This is a genomic window from Streptomyces sp. NPDC091282 (genome assembly GCF_044757385.1).
Lineage (GTDB): Bacteria > Actinomycetota > Actinomycetes > Streptomycetales > Streptomycetaceae > Streptomyces > Streptomyces gramineus.
On sequence record NZ_JBIVUX010000002.1, the window covers coordinates 1,145,074 to 1,163,048 of the forward strand.

Consider the following 17,975-nt stretch of genomic DNA (forward strand, 5'->3'; position numbering starts at 1 on the left):
CGGTGACAGACAATCGCCCGGGGCGGGTACGTAGCTCTGCATGACAGCCGAGCGCACCTCCGCCACCGTGCCGACAGCCACCTACCGCCTCCAGCTCCAGCCCGGCTTCCCCTTCCGGGCCGCCGAGGCCGCCGTGCCGTACCTCTCCTCGCTCGGCGTCTCCCACCTCCACCTCTCCCCCGTCCTGGAGGCCGTCCCCGGCTCCGCGCACGGCTACGACGTCGTCGACCCCGCGCGCGTGCGCGAGGAGCTCGGCGGCGAGGAGGGGCTGCGCTCGCTGGCGCGTACCGCGCGGGAGCACGGCCTCGGCCTGGTCGTGGACATCGTGCCGAACCACATGGCCATGTCGCCCCGCCACAACAAGGCCCTGTGGGAGGTCCTGCGGGAGGGCCCCGAGGCGCCCACCGCGCGCTGGTTCGACATCGACTGGGCGGCGCAGGACGGCCGGCTGCTGGTGCCGGTCCTCGGCGCCCCGGTCGGCGAGGTGCTCGACCAGTTCGTGGTCGACGGCGACGTGCTGCGCTACCACGAGCATGCCTTCCCGCTCCGGGAGGGCACCGCGGGCCTGCCGCTGCCGGAGCTGCTGGACGCCCAGTGGTACCGCCCGGTGTGGTGGCGGCTGGCCCGCACCGAGCTGAACTACCGCCGGTTCTTCAGCATCTCGGAGCTGATCGGGGTGCGGGTGGAGGACCCGGAGGTGTTCGCGGCCACCCACGCCAAGATCCTGCAGTTGCTGCACGAGGGCGTGGTGGACGGGCTGCGCGTCGACCACCCGGACGGCCTCGCCGATCCCGGCGGCTATCTGGCGCGGCTGGACGAGGCGACCGGCGGGCGCTGGACGGTCGTGGAGAAGATCCTGGCCGACGGCGAGCGGCTGCCGGCCGGCTGGCCGGTCGCGGGGACCACCGGGTACGACGCGCTGCGGCAGGTGGACGGCCTGTTCACGGACCCCGTGGGCGCCGGTGAACTGCTCGCCGGGTACCGGCGGTTCGCGGCCCCTCAGACGGACCGGGGCGGCGACTGGGCGGCGACCGTGCGGCGGGCCGCCTACAAGGTGCTCACGCACGAGCTGGCGGCCGAGACGGACCGCCTGACCCGGACCGCCGCGCGCGTGTGCGCGGGCTCCCCCGATCCGGCGCTGCGCGACCGGGCGCCGTGGGCGCTGCGCATCGCGCTGGAGGAATTGCTGGTGCGGATGCGGGTGTACCGGCCGTACGGCCCCGCCGACGTCGCCGACGTGGTCACCGACAAGGACGCCGAGGAGGCGCGGGCCGCGTTCCTGGTGCCCGAGGAGGGCGGGGCCGTCGACGTGGTGCGCGGGCTGCTGCTCGGGCCGGACGGCGGGGCCGGGCCCGCCGAGTTCCGGGCGCGGTTCGCGCAGACCTCCTCCGCGCTGCGGGCCAAGTCCGTGGAGGACACCGCGTTCTACCGCTACGTGCCGCTGCTGTCGGCGACCGAGGTGGGCGGTGACCCCGGCAGCCCCGGGGTCTCCCCCGAGGCCTTCCACGCCTACTGCGCGCGCGTGCAGCGCGACTGGCCGCTGACCGGCACGGTGGTGACGACCCACGACACCAAGCGCAGCGCCGACGTCCGGGCGGCGCTGGCGGTGCTCACGGAGTGCTCCGAGCGGTGGGCGGACGTCCTGACGGAGGTGACCGGGGACGGGGTGGGCGTGCCGGACGCGCAGCTGGCCTGGGCGGCCTGGCAGACGGTGTTCGGGCTGGGTCCCGCGGCTCCGGAGCGGGTGCAGGGGGCGCTGCTGAAGCACGTGCGCGAGGCGGGCCTGTACACGAGCTGGACGGAGCAGGAGCCGCCGTACGAGGAGGCGGTGACGTCGTTCGTCGCGCAGGGGCCCTGCGGGGCGCCGGGAGAGCGCGTGGCGGCCTTCCGGGCCTCGCTGGGCCCGCACGTCCGGGCGAACGTGCTCGGCACGGCTCTGGTGCACCTGACGATGCCGGGCGTGCCGGACGTCTACCAGGGCACGGAGGGCGAGTTCCTGGCGCTGGTGGACCCGGACAACCGGCGGCCGGTCTCCTTCCCGCCCGGACAGCCGGGCGAGAAGGACGCGGTGACGGCGGCGGCGCTGCGGCTGCGGGCGCGCCGCCCGGACGTCTTCGGCGAGACGGCGACGTACGCGCCACTGGCGGCCGAGGGCCCGGCCGCCGCGCACTGTCTGGCGTTCGCGCGTTCCGGAGAGGTGATCACCGCGGTGACCCGGCTGTCACTGCGGCTGGCGGCCGCGGGCGGCTGGCGGGACACGGTCCTGCCGCTGCCGCCGGGGCGGTGGGCGGACGTGCTGGCTCCGGAGCGGGAGTTCACGGGCCGCGCGCGCGTGACGGAGCTGTTCGGGGAACGGCCGGTGGCACTGCTGGAGCGGGTCGACGGCACCGGCGGCGGGGCGGGCGACGAGGGCTGACGACGCGGACGTCCCGGCGGGCACACGCGACCTCATATTCACTCGTACGGGTGAATATGAGGTCGAGTCCGGGTGTTGCCGAAACTCGTCGGGCGCCCGTGGCGTCGGTAAAGGCGCGCGGAGCCGTTCCGCGCCCCGTAATGGCTTCGCACTCCCGTCGGCGCCCGTCGCCTCGGCGGCCGACGGCACATGCGTCCGGGCGCCCCCTGGAGCCTCCCCCGGGAGGTTCTTGACAGTTCACCCATGTCGTGCGGGACTGGACAATGCGAAGCCGGGCGGACAAGTCGGGGGTGGGTCCACTGCCGGAGCTGCGCTACCCCAGTGTTCCCGAACTCGTCGCGACCGCCCGGGCGCTGGCCGCTCACCGGCCGGGCCTGTGCACGTTGCGGCAGATCGGCCTCTCCCGCGCGGGCAGACCGCTGCACCTGCTGTCCGTCGGGCACGCCCGGCGGGCGGTCCTGGTGGTCGCGGGCGCCCACGCCAACGAACCGGCCGGCGGCGGCACGCTCCAGGTGCTCGCCGAACGGGTGCTGCGCGACCGGGACCTGAGAGCGGACACCTCCTGGCACTTCCTGCTGTGCGCGGACCCGGACGGGGCGAGCCTGCACGTCACCCCGGCACCGCGCAGCCTGCTCGACTACCACCACGGCTTCTACCGCCCGTCCGGTCCCGAACAGCCCGAGTGGTCGCCCTCGGTGCTGCCCCCGGACCGGCTGCCGCCCGAGACCCTGGCGCTGCTCGGCGTCATCGACGAGCTGCGCCCCTACCTCCAGGTGACCCTGCACGGCACCGACCTGGGCGGCAGCTGGGTGCAGCTGACGAGGGACGTGCCCGGGCTCGCCGAACCCTTCGCCAAGTCGGCGGCGGAGCTGCACATCCCGGTCGAGACGGGCGCCTCGGACGCGGCGGGCTGGCCGGCGTCCGGGCCCGGGGTGCGGGTGATGCCGGCACCGGGGTCGGGCGTGGCCTACCCGAGCCTGCCGGACGACGCCCGGCACAGCACCTGGTACCACGCGCACCGCTACGGCGGCCTGACGGCGGTGGTGGAGGTGCCGATGTGGGCGAGCGACCTGGTCGACGACCCGGCGCCGCACCCGGCGCCGGCCGCGGCGATGCGGCGGCTGGCGGGCCGGCTGCTGCGCGACTCGCGCGAGGTGGAACGGGTGCTGACCGAGGCGCTGCCCCGGCTCGACGGCCTCCTGGACGGACCGCTGCTGCGGGCGGCCCGCTGGGCGCTGGCGCTGATCCCCGGGCTCGCCGAGGACTGGGTGCGGCGGCCCCCGATCGACACCACGAGGGCCTACGTCGGCAGCGTGGACGCCTTCGGGCGGCGGCTGCCGCTGCGGGCCGCGTCGATGCTGCTGCGGGTGCTGCGGGAGGCGGACGACCGTGCGGCGCCGCGGCTGGAGGAACTGGTCTCCTCCTGGTGCGACGCCTACGGGGAGCGCTTCCAGGCCCGCTGGGTGCCGTTGGAGCGCCAGGTGGAGCACCAGTCCAGGACGGTACTGGCGGCCGCCCAGCACGCCCGCGACCGGGCGGCGTGAGGCTCCGGAGCCGAGCCCTGCGGGCCACGCATGTCGGGCCACGCATGTCGGGCCACGCCCGCCGGGCCGGGCGCCCCGGAGCCGCCGCCCCGGATCGGCTCGCCCTCGCCGGGTTCAGGCGCCAGGTTCGGCCGCCGGGTCGAGCCGCCGGGTTCAGCCGTCGAGGGCGAAGACCGGTCCGGTGCGGGCCGACAGCTGGCACGAGTTCGCGAAGGTCTCGCGGTAGTCGACCGGGCGGCCGTGCCACCGCCCGAGCGCCCGTGCGGTCACCGGGGCGTAGACCATCGGGCACATCGCGTTCGCGGCCGGCGTGAGGCGCGTGATGTCGCCGTCCACCGCCGTCAGTCCGGCGCACGCCTCGGCGGCGCGGGCGTGTCCGCGGGGCGGGTCGCACAGCAGCAGCGTGCCGCCGGAACGGCTCTCGCCCCTGGTGACGGTCAGGAACAGGTAGTCGCCGCCGCGGGCGGCGCCGGGCGCGGCCTGGGCCGGGCCTGCGGCGAGGAGTGCGGCGGCCGCCAGCAGGGCGCCGCCGGCCGCTGTCGCTCTGGTCAGAGGGTTCATTCCCGGTGCATCGGCACGGCGGCCTCCGCACCCCAGCCCGGCTCACCCGAACGAGCGCGCACGCGCGCGTGCCGCCGCGCCAGATCGAAGGCGCTCAGCACCACCCGCGTCTGGTACTCGGCCTGGCGCGCGACCGGGATCCAGCGTGCGCCGAAGGCCTGGTGGCAGTCGGCGCACCAGGCGTCGATCAGCCGGTCCAGGTCGGGCAGGGCACCGGCCGGGTCGTGGCCGGCGGCGCGCAGCAGCCGGTGCAGCAGACCGGCGGTGCGCAGGACCAGCCGGCGCCCGGCGATCCGCAGGGCGGTCAGGTGCGCGGTGCTCAGCGGGGGCAGCGGGCGGGCGGCGGCGGCCGCGGTGCCGGGGTCCCAGGCGTCCGCGAGGCCCGGCCAGACCAGCAGGTAGTCGTCCACCGGCGCGAGCAGCCGGGCGGCGTCCGGCGCGGCGGACAGCTGCGGCCGGATACGGGCCAGGACGCCTTCCAGGAGGCGGGTGTCGTGCCGCAGGGTCCGGCTGACGGCACGCAGCACCGCGTCCCGGTCGGCGGGCGGTGTGGCGTCCTGGACGGCCGCCACGCCCCACATGGGCGCCTCGACGATGGCGGTGAGGGTGCCCTGGCGGTGCCGGGGGAACCAGGTGGACTCGACGGCCGCCTCGGTGAGGGCGGCCGCCAGACCGCCCCGGCGGGGCGGCGGCACCCGGTAGACGGCCGGGCCGAGGACCGGCCAGTACAGGGCGTCGTAGGCGCCGAGTTCGACGGGGATCCCGAGCCGGCTCGCGGTGTGCGCGAGGCGCGGGGCGAGGCCCGGCAGGTCGTCGGTCAGCTCGACGAAGCCGCCGCCGATGTCGACGCCGTGCAGCGAGAACTGGAGGAAGGGCCGCAGTTCGTCCTGGAGGTCCAGCAGGGCGCGGGTCTCGGGCAGCGCGGCGGCGTCGGCCCCGTCGGGCAGCCACTCGGGCTGTTCGAGGAAGCCGGGCCGGAAGAAGTTCCGGAAGTGGTGGCCGAGCGTGTACGGCCCGGCGAGCCAGCCCTCGTTGCGGCGCGCGCCGTCCGGGTCGAGGCACAGCAGCAGGTTCCAGGTGACGTCGGCGTCGTCGGTGTACCGGGGGTCGGCGAGGACCCGGTCGGCGAGGCGGAGCACGGTGGCGCCGCCGACGGGTTCGTTGGCGTGCGGGCCGGCCACGACGAGGGTGTGCCGGCTGCCGTGACCGATCGAAAGCAGCCACAGCGGGGCACCCGCGCGGGAGGTCCCGATCCGGTGCAGCCGGGCCGTCCGGGGGTGCTCGGCGACCAGCCGGGCCGCCCGTGCGGACAGCTCGTCCACAGACGGGAAGCGGTGGAGGGGCGGCAGGGCACACCTCCACGTCGCTGTGCCGTCGGTTCACGTGATGTGCATGGAGTACGCACAGTCAGTCACGACTTGTCCGGTACGTCAACACCGCGGCGGACAAACGTTTTTCGGCCACGTGAGAAAAGGTGTGAACAAGGTGCGGGCTCAGTGCGCCGACAGCCGGAAGCACATCCGTCCGAAACCGATCAGGTCGCCCTCGCGGACGACGGCGGCACCGGTGACCCGGCGGCCGTTCACGGTCGTGCCGTTGGTGGAGCCGAGGTCCCTGAGCACCCACACGCCGCCCTGCCGCCGGAGTTCGGCGTGCACCCGGGAGACCGTCTCGTGGTTGAGCCGCAGCCCGTTGGCCGGATCGCGGCCGATGCGCAGCGGGTACCCGGAGCCGGGGTGCGGCAGCAGCAGCTTGGGCAGCCGCTCGGCCTGCCAGGCCCGGCGCAGCCGTACCGTGAACCCGGAGACGGCCTCCACGGTGCCGAGGAGCACGCGCGCGAAGCGGCTCTCCTGGGGCAGGTCCGCGGTGAGCACGGCGAGTTCGTCGGCCCGGCGGGCGGCCAGCGCCAGCTCCATCCGGCGTACGAACGTGTCGTGCGACAGCCGTCCCATGGCGACGCCGTCGCGCAGCACACTCAGCGCCTTCTCGCGCTCCGCGTCGGACAGCCGCGCGGGATACGTGTTGAACTCGAAGGACGACGTCACGCTGCCGATTCTCGGTCAGTGAACCCCGGGTGTCCAGAAAACGGGGAAAGGGCCGTCCCGCGCGCGTACGTACGGCGACACCCGTCGGCAAAGCCGGGATTCAAAGCGGATTGATCTCTTTTCACGGCACGATGGACGGACTACCTCACGATGAGCCAGACGAAGGGGAACCGTCCGTGCAGTTCGAGGTGTGGGCACCGCAGGCAGACCGTGTGACGCTCCATTGCGACGGCGCCGCACGCGCGTTGGAGCGTGATCCGCGACGGCCCGGCTGGTGGGCCGGGGACGCGGACGCCGAGGACGGCACCCGCTACGGGTTCGCGGTGGACGACGGCCCGGTGCTGCCCGACCCCCGCTCGCGCCGCCAGCCGGACGGGCCGGACGGGCTGAGCGCGGTCGTCGACCACGCCGTGTACGCGTGGGACGCCGTGTGGCCGGGCCGGGCGCTGCCCGGCGCGGTGCTCTACGAGCTGCACGTGGGCACGTACACGCCCGAGGGCACCCTGGACGCGGCCGCGGAACGCCTGGAGCACCTGCGGGAACTGGGCGTCACACACGTGGAGTTGATGCCACTGTGCCCGTTCCCCGGCCGGCACGGCTGGGGGTACGAGGGGGTCTCGCTGTGGGCGGTGCACGAGCCGTACGGCGGCCCCGAGGCGCTGAAGCGCTTCGTCGACCGGGCCCACCGGCTCGGGCTCGGTGTCGTCCTGGACGTGGTCCACAACCACCTCGGGCCGTCGGGCAACCACCTGCCGGCGTTCGGGCCGTACTTCACGGAGACCCACCACACGCCCTGGGGCGCGGCGGTCAACCTGGACGCGCCCGGTTCCGACGAGGTGCGCGCGTACCTGGTGGGCAGCGCGCTGGCCTGGCTGCGCGACTACCGGATCGACGGCCTGCGCCTGGACGCCGTGCACGCGCTGTGCGACACGCGCGCGTGCCACTTCCTGGAGGAGCTCTCGGCGGCCGTGGCGGCTCTGGCGGCCGAGTCGGGCCGGCCGTTGTTCCTGGTCGGCGAGTCCGACCTGAACGACCCGCGGGTCATCACCGCGCGCGCGGAGCACGGGCTCGGCCTGGACGCGCAGTGGAACGACGACTTCCACCACGCCCTGCACACCGCGCTGACCGGCGAGTCCCAGGGCTACTACGCGGACTTCGCGCGCGCTCCGCTCGCCGCCGTCGCCAAGACCCTCACCGGCGGCTACTTCCACGACGGCGCCTACTCCAGCTTCCGGGGCCGCCGGCACGGCCGGCCGCTGGACCGGGCGCGGGTGGCCGGGCACCGGCTGCTCGGCTACAGCCAGACCCACGACCAGATCGGCAACCGCGCCCAGGGCGACCGCCTCTCCGCGGTCCTCTCCCCCGGCCTGCTGGCGTGCGCGGCCACGCTGACGCTCACGGCGCCCTTCACGCCGATGCTGTTCATGGGCGAGGAGTGGGCGGCCGCCACCCCGTGGCAGTTCTTCACCGACCACACCGACCCGGAGCTGGCGGAGGCGGTACGGCGCGGCAGGCGGCGGGAGTTCGCGGCGCACGGCTGGGCGGAGGAGGACGTCCCCGATCCGCAGGACCCGGCGACCCGGGACCGGTCCTGCCTCGACTGGTCGGAGCCGGAACGCGAACCGCACGCGCGCGTGCTCGCCTGGTACCGCCGGCTGATCGCGCTGCGCCACGAGCAGCCGGACCTCACCGACCCGGACCTGTCCGACACCAAGGTGGCGTACGACGAGGAGGCGCGCTGGCTGGCGTTCCGGCGCGGTGACGTGCGGGTCGCGGTGAACCTGGGCCGGGAGGCGGCCGCCATCCCGCTGGGCACCGGGCGGGTGGAGGTGCTGGCCGCGTGGGACACCGTGACGGCACCGGACGCGCACGGGCTGCTGCGGGTGCCGCCCGCGTCGTGCGTGGTCCTGACACAGACGTGAGCAGGCGGGCGTGAGCAGGCGGGCGCGGGGCACACGGGCGTGCCCCGCGCCTACGCCTGACCGTCCGCGTCGTCGTCGCGCAGGTCCGACACGCGCTCCAGCAGGATCGCCTCCCAGGCCCGCCGCAGCTGGGTGCGCAGCAGCGGCAGGGGGCGGTCGTCGCGGCCGTCCAGGCGGTCGGTGAGGCGCAGGACGGTGTCGCAGCGGGCGAGCCACAGGCCGCGCAGGCAGGGGCGGACGCCGTAGCCGGCGAGGGTGGCCGCGCGGACGGCCGCGCCGGAGCCGACCGCGAGGGCGAGCCCGGCGATGTCCTCGGCGGGGTCGCCCACCGCCGCGTCGGTCCAGTCGAGGACACCGCGCACCCTGCCGTCGGCGCTGACCACCAGGTGCTCGCCCTTGAGGTCGTGGTGGACCAGCACGGCCGTACCGGGCTGGGCGGCGAGCTGGACGGCGCCCGGCGAGGTGAAGTGCAGCAGCGGCGCGGGGTCGAACTCGTCGGCGACGGCGAGGCGTTCGGCGGCGGGCACGGCCATCCTGCGCAGCGCCTCCAGGGAGCGCGGCGGGATGCGGGGCACGCCGAGCGTCTCGGCCTGCCGTACCGGCACCTCGCGGAGCCCGGTGAGCAGTCCGGCGAGGTCGGCCTCGCCGACCGCGGAGACGTCGTGCTCCTCGGCGGTGCCGCCGGGGATCACGACGTCCAGCGCGCAGGTCAGCCCCGGTGCCCACTCGCCGTGCGCGACGCCGGCCGGGACGGTGACGGGCAGGTGCGGGCGCGCCAGGTCGCGCAGGCGCAGTTCGCGGCGCATCCGCGCGGCGGCCTCGCGGTCGGGCGCGAGCCGCAGCACGTACCGGGTGCCGACCCACCAGGCAAAGTGCTCACCGCCGGCCGCCACCGGCCGGACGTCGGGGCCCGGGGTCATGGCCGTGCTCTCCCTGAGCAGGGAACGGACCAGTCGGCGGACGGTGTCCGCGGTGGGTGTCGGTGCCTTGGTCATGGATCGTGCCGTCGCCGTTCGGGGTGGAGGGGGCGGGCGGGTGCGCCGGAGCCGGTCGGTCAGCCCACGACGACCATCTCGCGGGTGGTGTTGTTGAAACGACGCCCGCCCTCCCCGGTCACCGTGACGATGTCCTCGATCCGTACCCCGAAGCGGCCGGGCAGATAGATTCCGGGTTCGACGGAGAAGCACATGCCGGGCACGAGCGGCTGCTCCTCGCCCTCGATCATGTACGGCGGCTCGTGCGTGGTGACGCCGATGCCGTGGCCGGTGCGGTGGATGAAGAACTCGCCGTACCCGGCGTCGGTGATGACCGCGCGGGCGGCCCGGTCGACGTCCTGGCAGGCGGCCCCGGGACGGACCGCCGCGAAGCCGGCCTCCTGGGCGGCGCGCACGATGTCGTGCACCTCGCGTTCCTCGGCGGTCGGGGGGCCCACGTGCACCGTTCGGGTGGTGTCGGAGCCGTAGCCGTCCTTGAGACCGCCGAAGTCGAGGACGACCATGTCGCCGTCCTGGATGACCCGGTCGCCCACCTCGTGGTGCGGGTTGGCGCCGTTGGGGCCGGAGCCGACGATGGTGAAGTCGACCTGCTCGTGGCCGAACCGGCGCAGCAGGGCGGCGAGGTCGTGGCCGACGTCGGACTCGCGGCGGCCGGCGAAGGCGACCGTGCGGATCTCCTCGAACGCGGCGTCGGCCGCCGCTCCGGCGGCGGCGAGGAGGTCGAGTTCGGCCGCGTCCTTGACGGCGCGGAGCATGGGCAGCGCGTCGGTGAGGGAGGCGTAGGCGGTGTCGGGACGCGCCTTCTGCAGGCCCAGCAGGTGCATGGCCCAGGCGTTGTCGCTGACCCCGAAGCGGCCGTCCTTGCCGAGCAGCTCGGCGGTGACGGCGTAGGGGTCGGTGCCGTCGGTCCAGTTCCGCAGGCTCAGCACGGCCGCGCCGTCGGCCTTCTCCGCGTCGGGGGCCTCCAGCGTGGGGACGACGAGGACGGGGTCGCCGCCGGGGGTCAGGACGAGGAGGGTGAGCCGCTCGGTGACCGCGGTGGGCGTGTAGCCGGTGAGCCACACCATGTCGGGGCCGGGGGCGATCAGGAGGCCGGCGAGTCCGGCCTCGGCCGCGGTCCGCGCCGCGCGCGCCATACGGGACCTGTAGTCGCCTGCGGTGAAGGGCGCGGCGGGGGTGGTGCCGGTCATCCAGGGCCTCCTTGCGCGGATGCGGGGCGGTACGGCCCCGGCATGCATCCTGCCCGGAGCGGAGGGGCCGCGCGAGCCGGTTCGCGCACGAGCGCCGCCGGCCGCCCCCTATGGTCACGTCACGACACCGGGAACCACCGTCAGCTGCTGGTAGCCGCCGCTCGCGTGCCGCACCGTGAGCTTCGCCTCCTTGCCCGGCGGGGCGGCGCGGACCACGCTCACCAGGTCGGCCGCGCTGTCGATCCGCCGGTCGCCGAGCTGGAGCAGGACGTCGCCCCGGACCAGCCCCGCCGTGTAGCCCGGCCCCGGCACGTGCACGCCGACCACCAGCGCGCCCACCCGCTCGGCGTCCACGGCCTCCACGCCCAGGGTCGCGGCCGCCGCGGGTGCGGGGGCCGGGGCGGCCGACGGGACGGGTCCCGCGGGTGACGGCGGGGGCTGCCTGCGCAGGTCGGCCAGTCTGCTCATGCCGATCACCGTGGCGCCGGCCGTGCCGAGTCCGACCCCGGTCAGCAGCAGGACCGTGCCGACCGACAGGCAGAACAGCAGGGACCTGACCCGCCGGCCGCGCCGCGGGGCGGCGTGCGGGTGCCGGGCCGGGCCGGGTTCGGTGTCGTCCCGGCGGTCCTGACCGGGGATCGGCTTGGGACGCAAAGCGGTCTGTTCCATGGTTCGCCTCCAGCCGCAGCCCTACCCGGCCCGCGCGGTCGCGACGTGACACGAACGAGTGAGACTGCCGTGGGGCCGGCCGCGGAAGGCGGGGCCGCCGCCCGCGCGCCGGTCCCGGCGGACGGGCAGCCTCGGGTCCGGCACGGACCTCGGTCGAAGGGGTCCGTGCCGGTGACACCTGGGACGGTCAGCCGGCGGGGAGCGCCGGGGTGAGCGGGGGACGGTCCGGCAGGAAGCCGTGGGCCCGGCGGGCGAGGTGGCCGGCCGTGTAGCGGTCGACGTGCCGGTGCCAGTTCAGGACGCCGGCCATCCAGTTCTGCAGGTCGCGGACGTAGCCGTCCATGGCCGCGCGCGCCTCGGACGACAGCTCGAAGTCGTCGTACAGCACCGGGAGTTCATTGCCGACGACGTGCTCGAACTGCTGCATCCGCTGGGTCGTCAGGTCGTGCACGACACGCAGGGCGGTCGGGTAGTCGACGCCGAAGAAGTTCTGCACGACCAGGATCGCGTTGTGGAACTCGCCCTCGTACTGGATCTCCTTCTGGTACGAGAAGACGTCGTTGACGAGCATGCCGTAGTCGATGGCGGCGTTCTCCAGGGAGCGGACCGGTCCGCTGCGGTAGACCTCCGCGGGGATCGCCGGGCCGCGGCCGCGGCGGGCCAGGCTCAAGGTGAGGTCGGAGCCGAAGGTGGCCCGGCGCATCTCCAGGTAGTCGACGGGGTCGGGGACGCGGTGCTGGAGCTGGTTGGACAGCTCCCACAGCCAGCTCTCGGTCATCACGTCGACGGACTGCCTGAGCGCGAGCCGGTCCTCGGCGCTCGCTCCGGCGGTCGTACGGGCCCACAGGTCGGCCAGGCCGCGTTCCATGCCGGTGGCGGGCACGGTGGCGGGCTCGTCGGCGAGAGGCATGCAGGCGGACAGGCGGGCGGTGGCGAGCCGGGCGCCGGCCAGGTCGCGCCGGACGCCGAAGACCAGCGGGTAGTAGTCGTCGGCGTAGGTGCCCCAGGCCAGCCAGTCGGTGGCGAGGTCGAGTTCCGCGGGGGTGGCGTCCGGGTCGAGGCCCGCGGCGCAGAGCGCCAGGTCGGAGGCCGCGAGCTTGTCCTCGTCCCAGACGCCCTCGGCGAGCATGCCGGTGCCGTGCATCCAGGCGGTGAGCCGGGACCTGGCGGCGTCCAGGTGCGGGCTCAGCTCGACCTCGTAGGGCATGTGGAAGTCGGGCAGGAGGGAGGGGCCGACCTGCTGGAAGGGGACATGGGAGTAGGCCCGCAGGCGTTCCGCGGCCGCGGACGCGAGCAGCGCGCCGACGTCGGCGGCGGAGGTGCCGGGGCCGGTGAGGTGCTGCCAGGAGGAGGCCGCAACGGCGCCCTGGTTCATGTAGCGGCTGGAGCGCAGGTGCCACTCGTGGCCGCCGGACTGCCAGTCCTGGAGGCCCTTGGTGTAGGCGGCGATCGCGGCGGCCTCGCCGGGCGTGAGGCCCTTCTCGGCGGCGACGGCGGGGACTTCGGTGAGGGCGGTGTGCTCGAACTGGTGCAGGCGGGAGGTGAGGATGTCGTTGACGGTGTCGGCGGCCTGCTGGGTGGTGCAGCCGAAGAAGGTCTCCAGGACCAGCACGCCGTTGCTGTTCTCGCCCTCGTCCTCGACCTCGCGCTGGTAGGAGAACAGGTCGTTGCGCAGGTGGACGGCGTCGGCGAAGGTCTCCATCAGGACCCGCAGCGGCCGGGTCCCGGCGACGGCGGCGGGCACCTCGGCCGTCGCGTACTCGACGAGCCCCGCCGACCACGGGGCGCCGCCGACCTTGCGGCGCATCTCGATGTACTCGACGGGGTTGGCGATCCGCCCCTCGTTGATGTTGGACAGCTCCCACATCGACTCGTTGAGCAGGTGCTCGGTGGCGACGGAGAAGCGGCGCCGCCAGTCGACGGACATCGACGGCACCGTGCGCGCCCACAGGTCGGCCAGGCCCGCCTCGACCGGGTTCCGCGGCTCCGGCACGGGTGCCGCCGGGTCGAGCGGCATGAACAGCGGGAGCCGTTCGAGATGGGCCTTGCCGGCGGCGCGGTCCTGGGTGCGCTTGTACATGTCGAGGAAGTGGTCGTCGAAGAAGAACACCCACACGTACCAGTCGGTGATCAGCGACAGGGCGGGGCCGTCGCAGTCGGGGTGGGTGTAGCCACACAGCAGGCCGTAGTCGTGTGCCTCCAGGTCGGCCTGGGTCCAGATCCCCGATCCCTCCAGCATGCCCATCCCGCGGGCCCATTCGGTGGAGTGGGTCCTGGCCTCCTCCAGGTGCGGATTGAGCCGCGCGGGATACGGCATGTAGAAGTGCGGGAGTTCGAACGGCTGCGTCATGGCCGGGCCCTACCCGGGCGCTTCAACGGCCATCCACCACGGGGCACATGATCACACCATCGCGTGAACCCGGGCGGAACCCGGGAACTTCGGACACTCGCTGTGGGCGCACCCCCGGCCGCCGGACGCGCGGGGGGGGACTTCGAGGGACGGGCCGTGCCTCAGGCCGACGCCGCCGGGCTCGGGTTGACCTGGATCAGGGCGTGGGTGCCGGCCGTGCGCCAGCGCTGCCCCTCGGCCGCGTCCAGGGCCGCCACGGTGTCCGGGGAAAGGCCGGTGATCACATCCGACTTGAGGGTGCGCAACGCGGCCACCGGGCCGGGAAACCAGTCGGTGACCTCGGCGAACGGCGTCGTCGGCGGCCACAGCCGGTCGCCCACCAGGCGGCGGTAGTTGAGGTCGCCCTTGAACAGGGTGAGGTCGGCGGCCCCCCATTCGGCGCGCAGGTCGCCCGGCGCCTCGGCGTACGGCAGCGGGGCGCAGGAGAAGGGGTGGGCGCGCACGGCGAGCCGGCCGTCCGACAGCGCCGACCAGAGGGTGCGGCCGTACGCGGCGGCCGCACCGGGCGCGGCGGTGAGCCTGCGCAGGGCGTCGAGGAGGTCGGCGGTCGTGGCGTCGGAGACGTAGGAGGGGTACGGCTTGAGGTGCAGGACGGCGTCCGCGACCCGCCCGGTGTCCAGGAGGTGGGCGATCAGCAGCAGATCGGGGACGAGTTCACGGCCCGCGTTGTCGGCGACCATGCACAGGGTGCCGCCCCGGAGCAGCGGCCACAGGCCGGCGCTGTCGTCGGCGACCAGGGCGGAGACGGCCTCGCCGGACTCGGCGGAGAGACGGAATCCGAGGTCGGCGCGGTTGCCCCAGAGCGAGCCGTGCAGCAGGGCGCGGTCCGGGTCCTCGCCGAGGGTGTCGAGCGCGGCCAGTTCCTCGTCGGTCTCCTTCGCGTCGAGTTCGGCGAGCTTGAAGGGGCGGAAGGGGTCGATGCCCTGCCAGGGGCCGGGGTCGAAGTAGCCGACGGCGTCCAGGAGCCGGCGGTAGAAGTAGCTCTCCGACCACAGCCACGGCACGTCGAACCAGGACTGCCCGAGGTGGCGGTCCAGGCCCCAGCCGCGCCACCGGTCGTCGCCGGGCAGCGGCCCGATCGTGCCTTCGGTGCAGTCGTGCAGCAGGGCGTCGAGGGCGCGGTGCTGTGCCGGGCCGTACGGGAAGGCGTCCCGGACCCGGCGGATGATCGCGGGGTGCCGTTCGGCCAGCACGCCGTGCGGGAAGGGGCCGGTGGTGCCGAGGATCACGGGTGCGGCGGCGGAGTCGGGCATGGGCGTCACGCTATCGCGCGGGCCGCCCGGCTCCGCCGGACCGACGCCGCCCGTCACCCGGCTCTGATCTCGCGCTCCAGCTGGGTGGCGAGGGTCAGGTAGCGGGCGCGCCGGTGCACCGGGACCAGGCCGCGGATCATCAGGAACCACATCTCCGCGACCCGGCGCGGCAGTCGTCCCACCGGCTCCAGGTTGCGGCCGGCCACCCGGGTCCCGACGAAGAAACAGACCAGGGAGTGCGCGACCGCGCCGATGTCGATGTCCGGGTGGACGTCGGACTCCTTGACCGCTCCGTGGAGTTTGCGGGTGGCGAACTCCAGGGCCTCGGTGAACGGGTGCCGCAGCGGCGGCCGCACGCTGACGTCCGCGGTGGACAGCCGCAGTCCGGCGCGCGGGATCGGGCCGTCGACTGAGAGCCGGGCGATCGCGAACGTCAGGCGCATCAGGGCCTCCAGCGAGGAGTACCCGCGGTTGTCCAGCTCCTTCACCAACTGGCCCGACGTGCGGGCCTGGAGTTCCATGATGGCGTGTGCCAGGTCCTCCTTGGCGGCGAAGTGGAAGTAGAGCGCCCCTTTGGTGACCTTCGCGTGCTCGACGATCTCACTCAGACTGGTGGATTCGTAGCCGCGCCGGTCGAAGAGGTCGGCGGCGGCCGTGATGATCGTGGCGCGGGTCTGCTCCGCGCGTAACTGCCTCGCCATCACTCGACACTCCTCACGGCTCCAAACCGACGGGGCATGCGGTTTGTTTCTCACCCCGTGCACACGATAGCTCACCGTGCGGCAACGGGAGGCACCTGCGCGGACCCTGGTGACGGACATCCCCAAGTGGCGGGCCCGGCCTCGCGATCGGCGGCCTTGCTGCACCGACGCACGGGATCGGGACACGTCACCCCCTCGCGTCCGTGCCGGCTCCCGGGGGTGATGCGGACGTCCTGGTGTGCACCGGCGATCACAACGATACGAGCCGCACGGTCGGTTCTCAATGACGCCTGCGCAGTCCGCGCACCGGCCGGGCCGGCCCCGCCCGCGATCGGCCACGCTGAACGGCCCGGGTCCGAACTCCGTACTCACGTCGGCAGACTTCGTACCCGCGCCCGCCGAGGAGACGTCCCGATGACCCGGACGACCGCCCGTGTGACGGGAGCCGCCGTCGCGGCTCCGCTGCTCCTGCTGTCCTGTGCGGCGGGTTCCGCCCAGGCGCACGGCGCGCCCACCGACCCCGTCAGCCGGGTCTACGCCTGCTCCCCCAGCGGCGGCAGCGCGGGCACGGCGGCCTGCCGGGCGGCGATCGGGGCGAGCGGGCAGGACTTCACGGCGTGGGACAACCTGCGGGTGGCGGGGGTCGACGGCCGTGACCGGCAGGTGATTCCGGACGGCAGGTTGTGCAGCGGCAACCTGCCGGCGTACCGGGGGCTCGACCTGGCGCGCGCGGACTGGCCCGCGACCCGGCTGACCCCGGGCGCCAGGATGACGATGACGTACGCCTCGACGATCGCGCACGCCGGCACGTTCAAGCTGTACCTGACGAAGCAGGGGTACGACCCCGCGAAGCCGCTGACGTGGTCCGAGCTGCCGGAGCGGCCCTTCGCCGAGTTCAGGGACCCGCCGCTGACGAACGGGGCGTACCGCTTCACGGCGACCCTGCCCGCCGACCGGACGGGCCGTCAGATGCTGTACACGATCTGGCAGAACAGCAGCACGGCGGACACCTACTACTCGTGTTCCGACGTGGTGTTCCCGGCGCGGACGAGCGGCGGGGCCGCGACGGCGGCCACGCGTCCGCGGACCCGTGCGACACCGGCACCGAGCGCCTCGAAGAGCCCGGCGCCCACCGCCACCGCCTCGCGCACCGGCGCCGCCTCGGCACGGCCGACGGCGACGGCGGCAGCGGTCCCCTCGCCGGGGACCACGACCGCCGCCGCCGACAGCGCTCCCGTGGCCTCCGACACGAGCACGGGATCGGGCCCGTCGGCGCCACTGCTGGCGGGCGGCGCCGCCGCGGTGCTGGTGCTCACCGCGGGCGCCGCCCTGGCGTTGCGTCTGCGCCGGCGCTGACCACCGGCGCGATCCGGTCAGTTGACGAAGACGGTGGCGCCGTTGTCGGTGACCGGTGCGTACTTGGCGGTGAAGTATCCGGCGGCGAAGCAGAGCGAGGAGCCGGAGACCTTGGTGAACGCCTGGTTGGTGAAGGCGATGCTGTTGCCGGAGTTGCTCGCCGTACCGGACAGGCTCGGCGCCTGGTAGACGCAGGTGATGCTGCCCAGCAGCGTCTTCAGCTTCACCGTGGTCTGGATGGTGGAGCCGGCCGCCGGGGTGACGGTGAGGGTGCCGTTGGAGGCGACCGCGGTGGAGTAGGGCAGGTTGTCGACGGTGATGCCGGTGACACCGGTGACGCCGAGGACGTTGCTGGAACAGCTGCTGGCGTCGAAGGTGTGCCCGGTGACCGACTCGGTGGCCGTGCCGGGGGCGGCCGGGTTGTCGGTGACCTTGGCGGTGAAGACCGAGGACGTGCACTTCACGCCACTGGTGCCGGTGGCGCTGGAGTAGAGGGTGGCGCTGGTGCCGGAGGCCAGCGGCGCGCTGAGGACGTCGCCGACGGCGACGGCGGTGCCGCCGGCGCTGCCGGTGGTGAGCACCGCGCCGTCGGCGGAGGCGGGCACGGTGGCGGCCGCCGACAGGGCGACGACGGCACCGGCCAGGGCGATGAGGGATCGCGTACGCATGCGGGTTGCCTCTTCTCTAGGGGACTTCCGTGAGGTGAAGAGAGGTGGGGAGGTCACGGCGGACGCGGCTGCGCCGCCGGCCGCCGCCGGCCCGTGACGCCTTCTCCGTACGTGACGGACCGGCAGCGGCGACCGAGCCGGGCACCGGCCGAGGGCCTGGGGGGTCGAGGCCTTCGGACGGGCCGGTCGGGGGCGTTCGGGCACGGCCCCCGGGGGAAGCGGCCGTGCCGACGCCGTACGCGGAG

The 17,975-nt window shown here is 74.5% G+C and carries 14 protein-coding genes; 4 read left to right on the forward strand and 10 right to left on the reverse strand.

All coding sequences use genetic code 11. The features are described from left to right. The first annotated feature begins 40 nt into the window (after positions 1 to 40). Positions 41 to 2,416 (forward strand): malto-oligosyltrehalose synthase, encoded by a 2,376-nt coding sequence (gene treY / locus ACIQOE_RS12205; protein WP_401411228.1) that lies wholly within the window; start codon positions 41 to 43, stop codon positions 2,414 to 2,416. Positions 2,417 to 2,706: 290 nt separating this feature from the next. Next, positions 2,707 to 3,960 (forward strand): M14 family zinc carboxypeptidase, encoded by a 1,254-nt coding sequence (locus ACIQOE_RS12210; protein ID WP_351326031.1) that lies wholly within the window; start codon positions 2,707 to 2,709, stop codon positions 3,958 to 3,960. A 153-nt stretch (positions 3,961 to 4,113) separates the two neighbouring features. Here ACIQOE_RS12210 and ACIQOE_RS12215 read toward each other — a convergent pair whose 3' ends face one another. The 3 genes from ACIQOE_RS12215 to ACIQOE_RS12225 form a co-directional block, all read right to left on the reverse strand. After that, positions 4,114 to 4,521: an SSI family serine proteinase inhibitor gene (locus ACIQOE_RS12215; RefSeq protein ID WP_401411230.1), complete on the reverse strand. Its 408-nt coding sequence runs from the start codon at positions 4,519 to 4,521 to the stop codon at positions 4,114 to 4,116. Continuing rightward, a complete protein-coding gene (locus ACIQOE_RS12220) occupies positions 4,518 to 5,843 on the reverse strand; it encodes a M14 family zinc carboxypeptidase (protein WP_351326028.1) in 1,326 nt (441 codons plus the stop codon). Before ACIQOE_RS12220 ends, ACIQOE_RS12215 begins: the two co-directional genes overlap by 4 nt. 171 nt (positions 5,844 to 6,014) lie before the next feature. Then, a complete protein-coding gene (locus ACIQOE_RS12225) occupies positions 6,015 to 6,566 on the reverse strand; it encodes a DUF1707 and FHA domain-containing protein (protein ID WP_351326026.1) in 552 nt (183 codons plus the stop codon). Between the two features lie 176 nt (positions 6,567 to 6,742). On the opposite strand from ACIQOE_RS12225, the gene treZ reads away from it, so the two are divergent. Then, positions 6,743 to 8,488, forward strand: a complete 1,746-nt coding sequence (treZ, locus tag ACIQOE_RS12230; protein WP_365562715.1) for a malto-oligosyltrehalose trehalohydrolase — start codon at positions 6,743 to 6,745, stop codon at positions 8,486 to 8,488. A 50-nt stretch (positions 8,489 to 8,538) separates the two neighbouring features. On the opposite strand, the gene ACIQOE_RS12235 is transcribed toward treZ, so the two are convergent. The 6 genes from ACIQOE_RS12235 to ACIQOE_RS12260 form a co-directional block, all read right to left on the reverse strand. After that, positions 8,539 to 9,483, reverse strand: a complete 945-nt coding sequence (locus ACIQOE_RS12235; protein ID WP_401411233.1) for an aminoglycoside phosphotransferase family protein — start codon at positions 9,481 to 9,483, stop codon at positions 8,539 to 8,541. Positions 9,484 to 9,542: 59 nt separating this feature from the next. Beyond that, positions 9,543 to 10,673 (reverse strand): aminopeptidase P family protein, encoded by a 1,131-nt coding sequence (locus ACIQOE_RS12240; protein ID WP_365562718.1) that lies wholly within the window; start codon positions 10,671 to 10,673, stop codon positions 9,543 to 9,545. A 114-nt stretch (positions 10,674 to 10,787) separates the two neighbouring features. Further along, positions 10,788 to 11,342, reverse strand: coding sequence for a PDZ domain-containing protein (locus ACIQOE_RS12245; RefSeq protein ID WP_365562721.1), 555 nt, complete (start codon positions 11,340 to 11,342; stop codon positions 10,788 to 10,790). A gap of 187 nt (positions 11,343 to 11,529) precedes the next feature. Beyond that, entirely contained in the window at positions 11,530 to 13,692 is a 2,163-nt protein-coding gene (gene cyc2, locus ACIQOE_RS12250; protein WP_365562725.1) for a germacradienol/geosmin synthase Cyc2, read from the reverse strand. 161 nt (positions 13,693 to 13,853) lie between these two features. Continuing rightward, complete coding sequence (locus ACIQOE_RS12255; RefSeq protein ID WP_401411236.1) at positions 13,854 to 15,005, reverse strand: damage-control phosphatase ARMT1 family protein; 1,152 nt, start codon at positions 15,003 to 15,005, stop codon at positions 13,854 to 13,856. A 53-nt stretch (positions 15,006 to 15,058) separates the two neighbouring features. Beyond that, entirely contained in the window at positions 15,059 to 15,706 is a 648-nt protein-coding gene (locus ACIQOE_RS12260) for a ScbR family autoregulator-binding transcription factor (RefSeq protein WP_351326015.1), read from the reverse strand. Between the two features lie 414 nt (positions 15,707 to 16,120). Here ACIQOE_RS12260 and ACIQOE_RS12265 point away from each other — a divergent pair, with 414 nt between their 5' ends. Then, positions 16,121 to 17,062 (forward strand): lytic polysaccharide monooxygenase, encoded by a 942-nt coding sequence (locus ACIQOE_RS12265; protein WP_401411239.1) that lies wholly within the window; start codon positions 16,121 to 16,123, stop codon positions 17,060 to 17,062. A gap of 17 nt (positions 17,063 to 17,079) precedes the next feature. On the opposite strand, the gene ACIQOE_RS12270 is transcribed toward ACIQOE_RS12265, so the two are convergent. After that, the gene (locus tag ACIQOE_RS12270) at positions 17,080 to 17,730 is read right to left on the reverse strand and encodes a Tat pathway signal sequence domain protein (RefSeq protein WP_401411241.1); all 651 of its coding nucleotides are present in this window, start codon (positions 17,728 to 17,730) and stop codon (positions 17,080 to 17,082) included. Positions 17,731 to 17,975 lie beyond the last annotated feature (245 nt).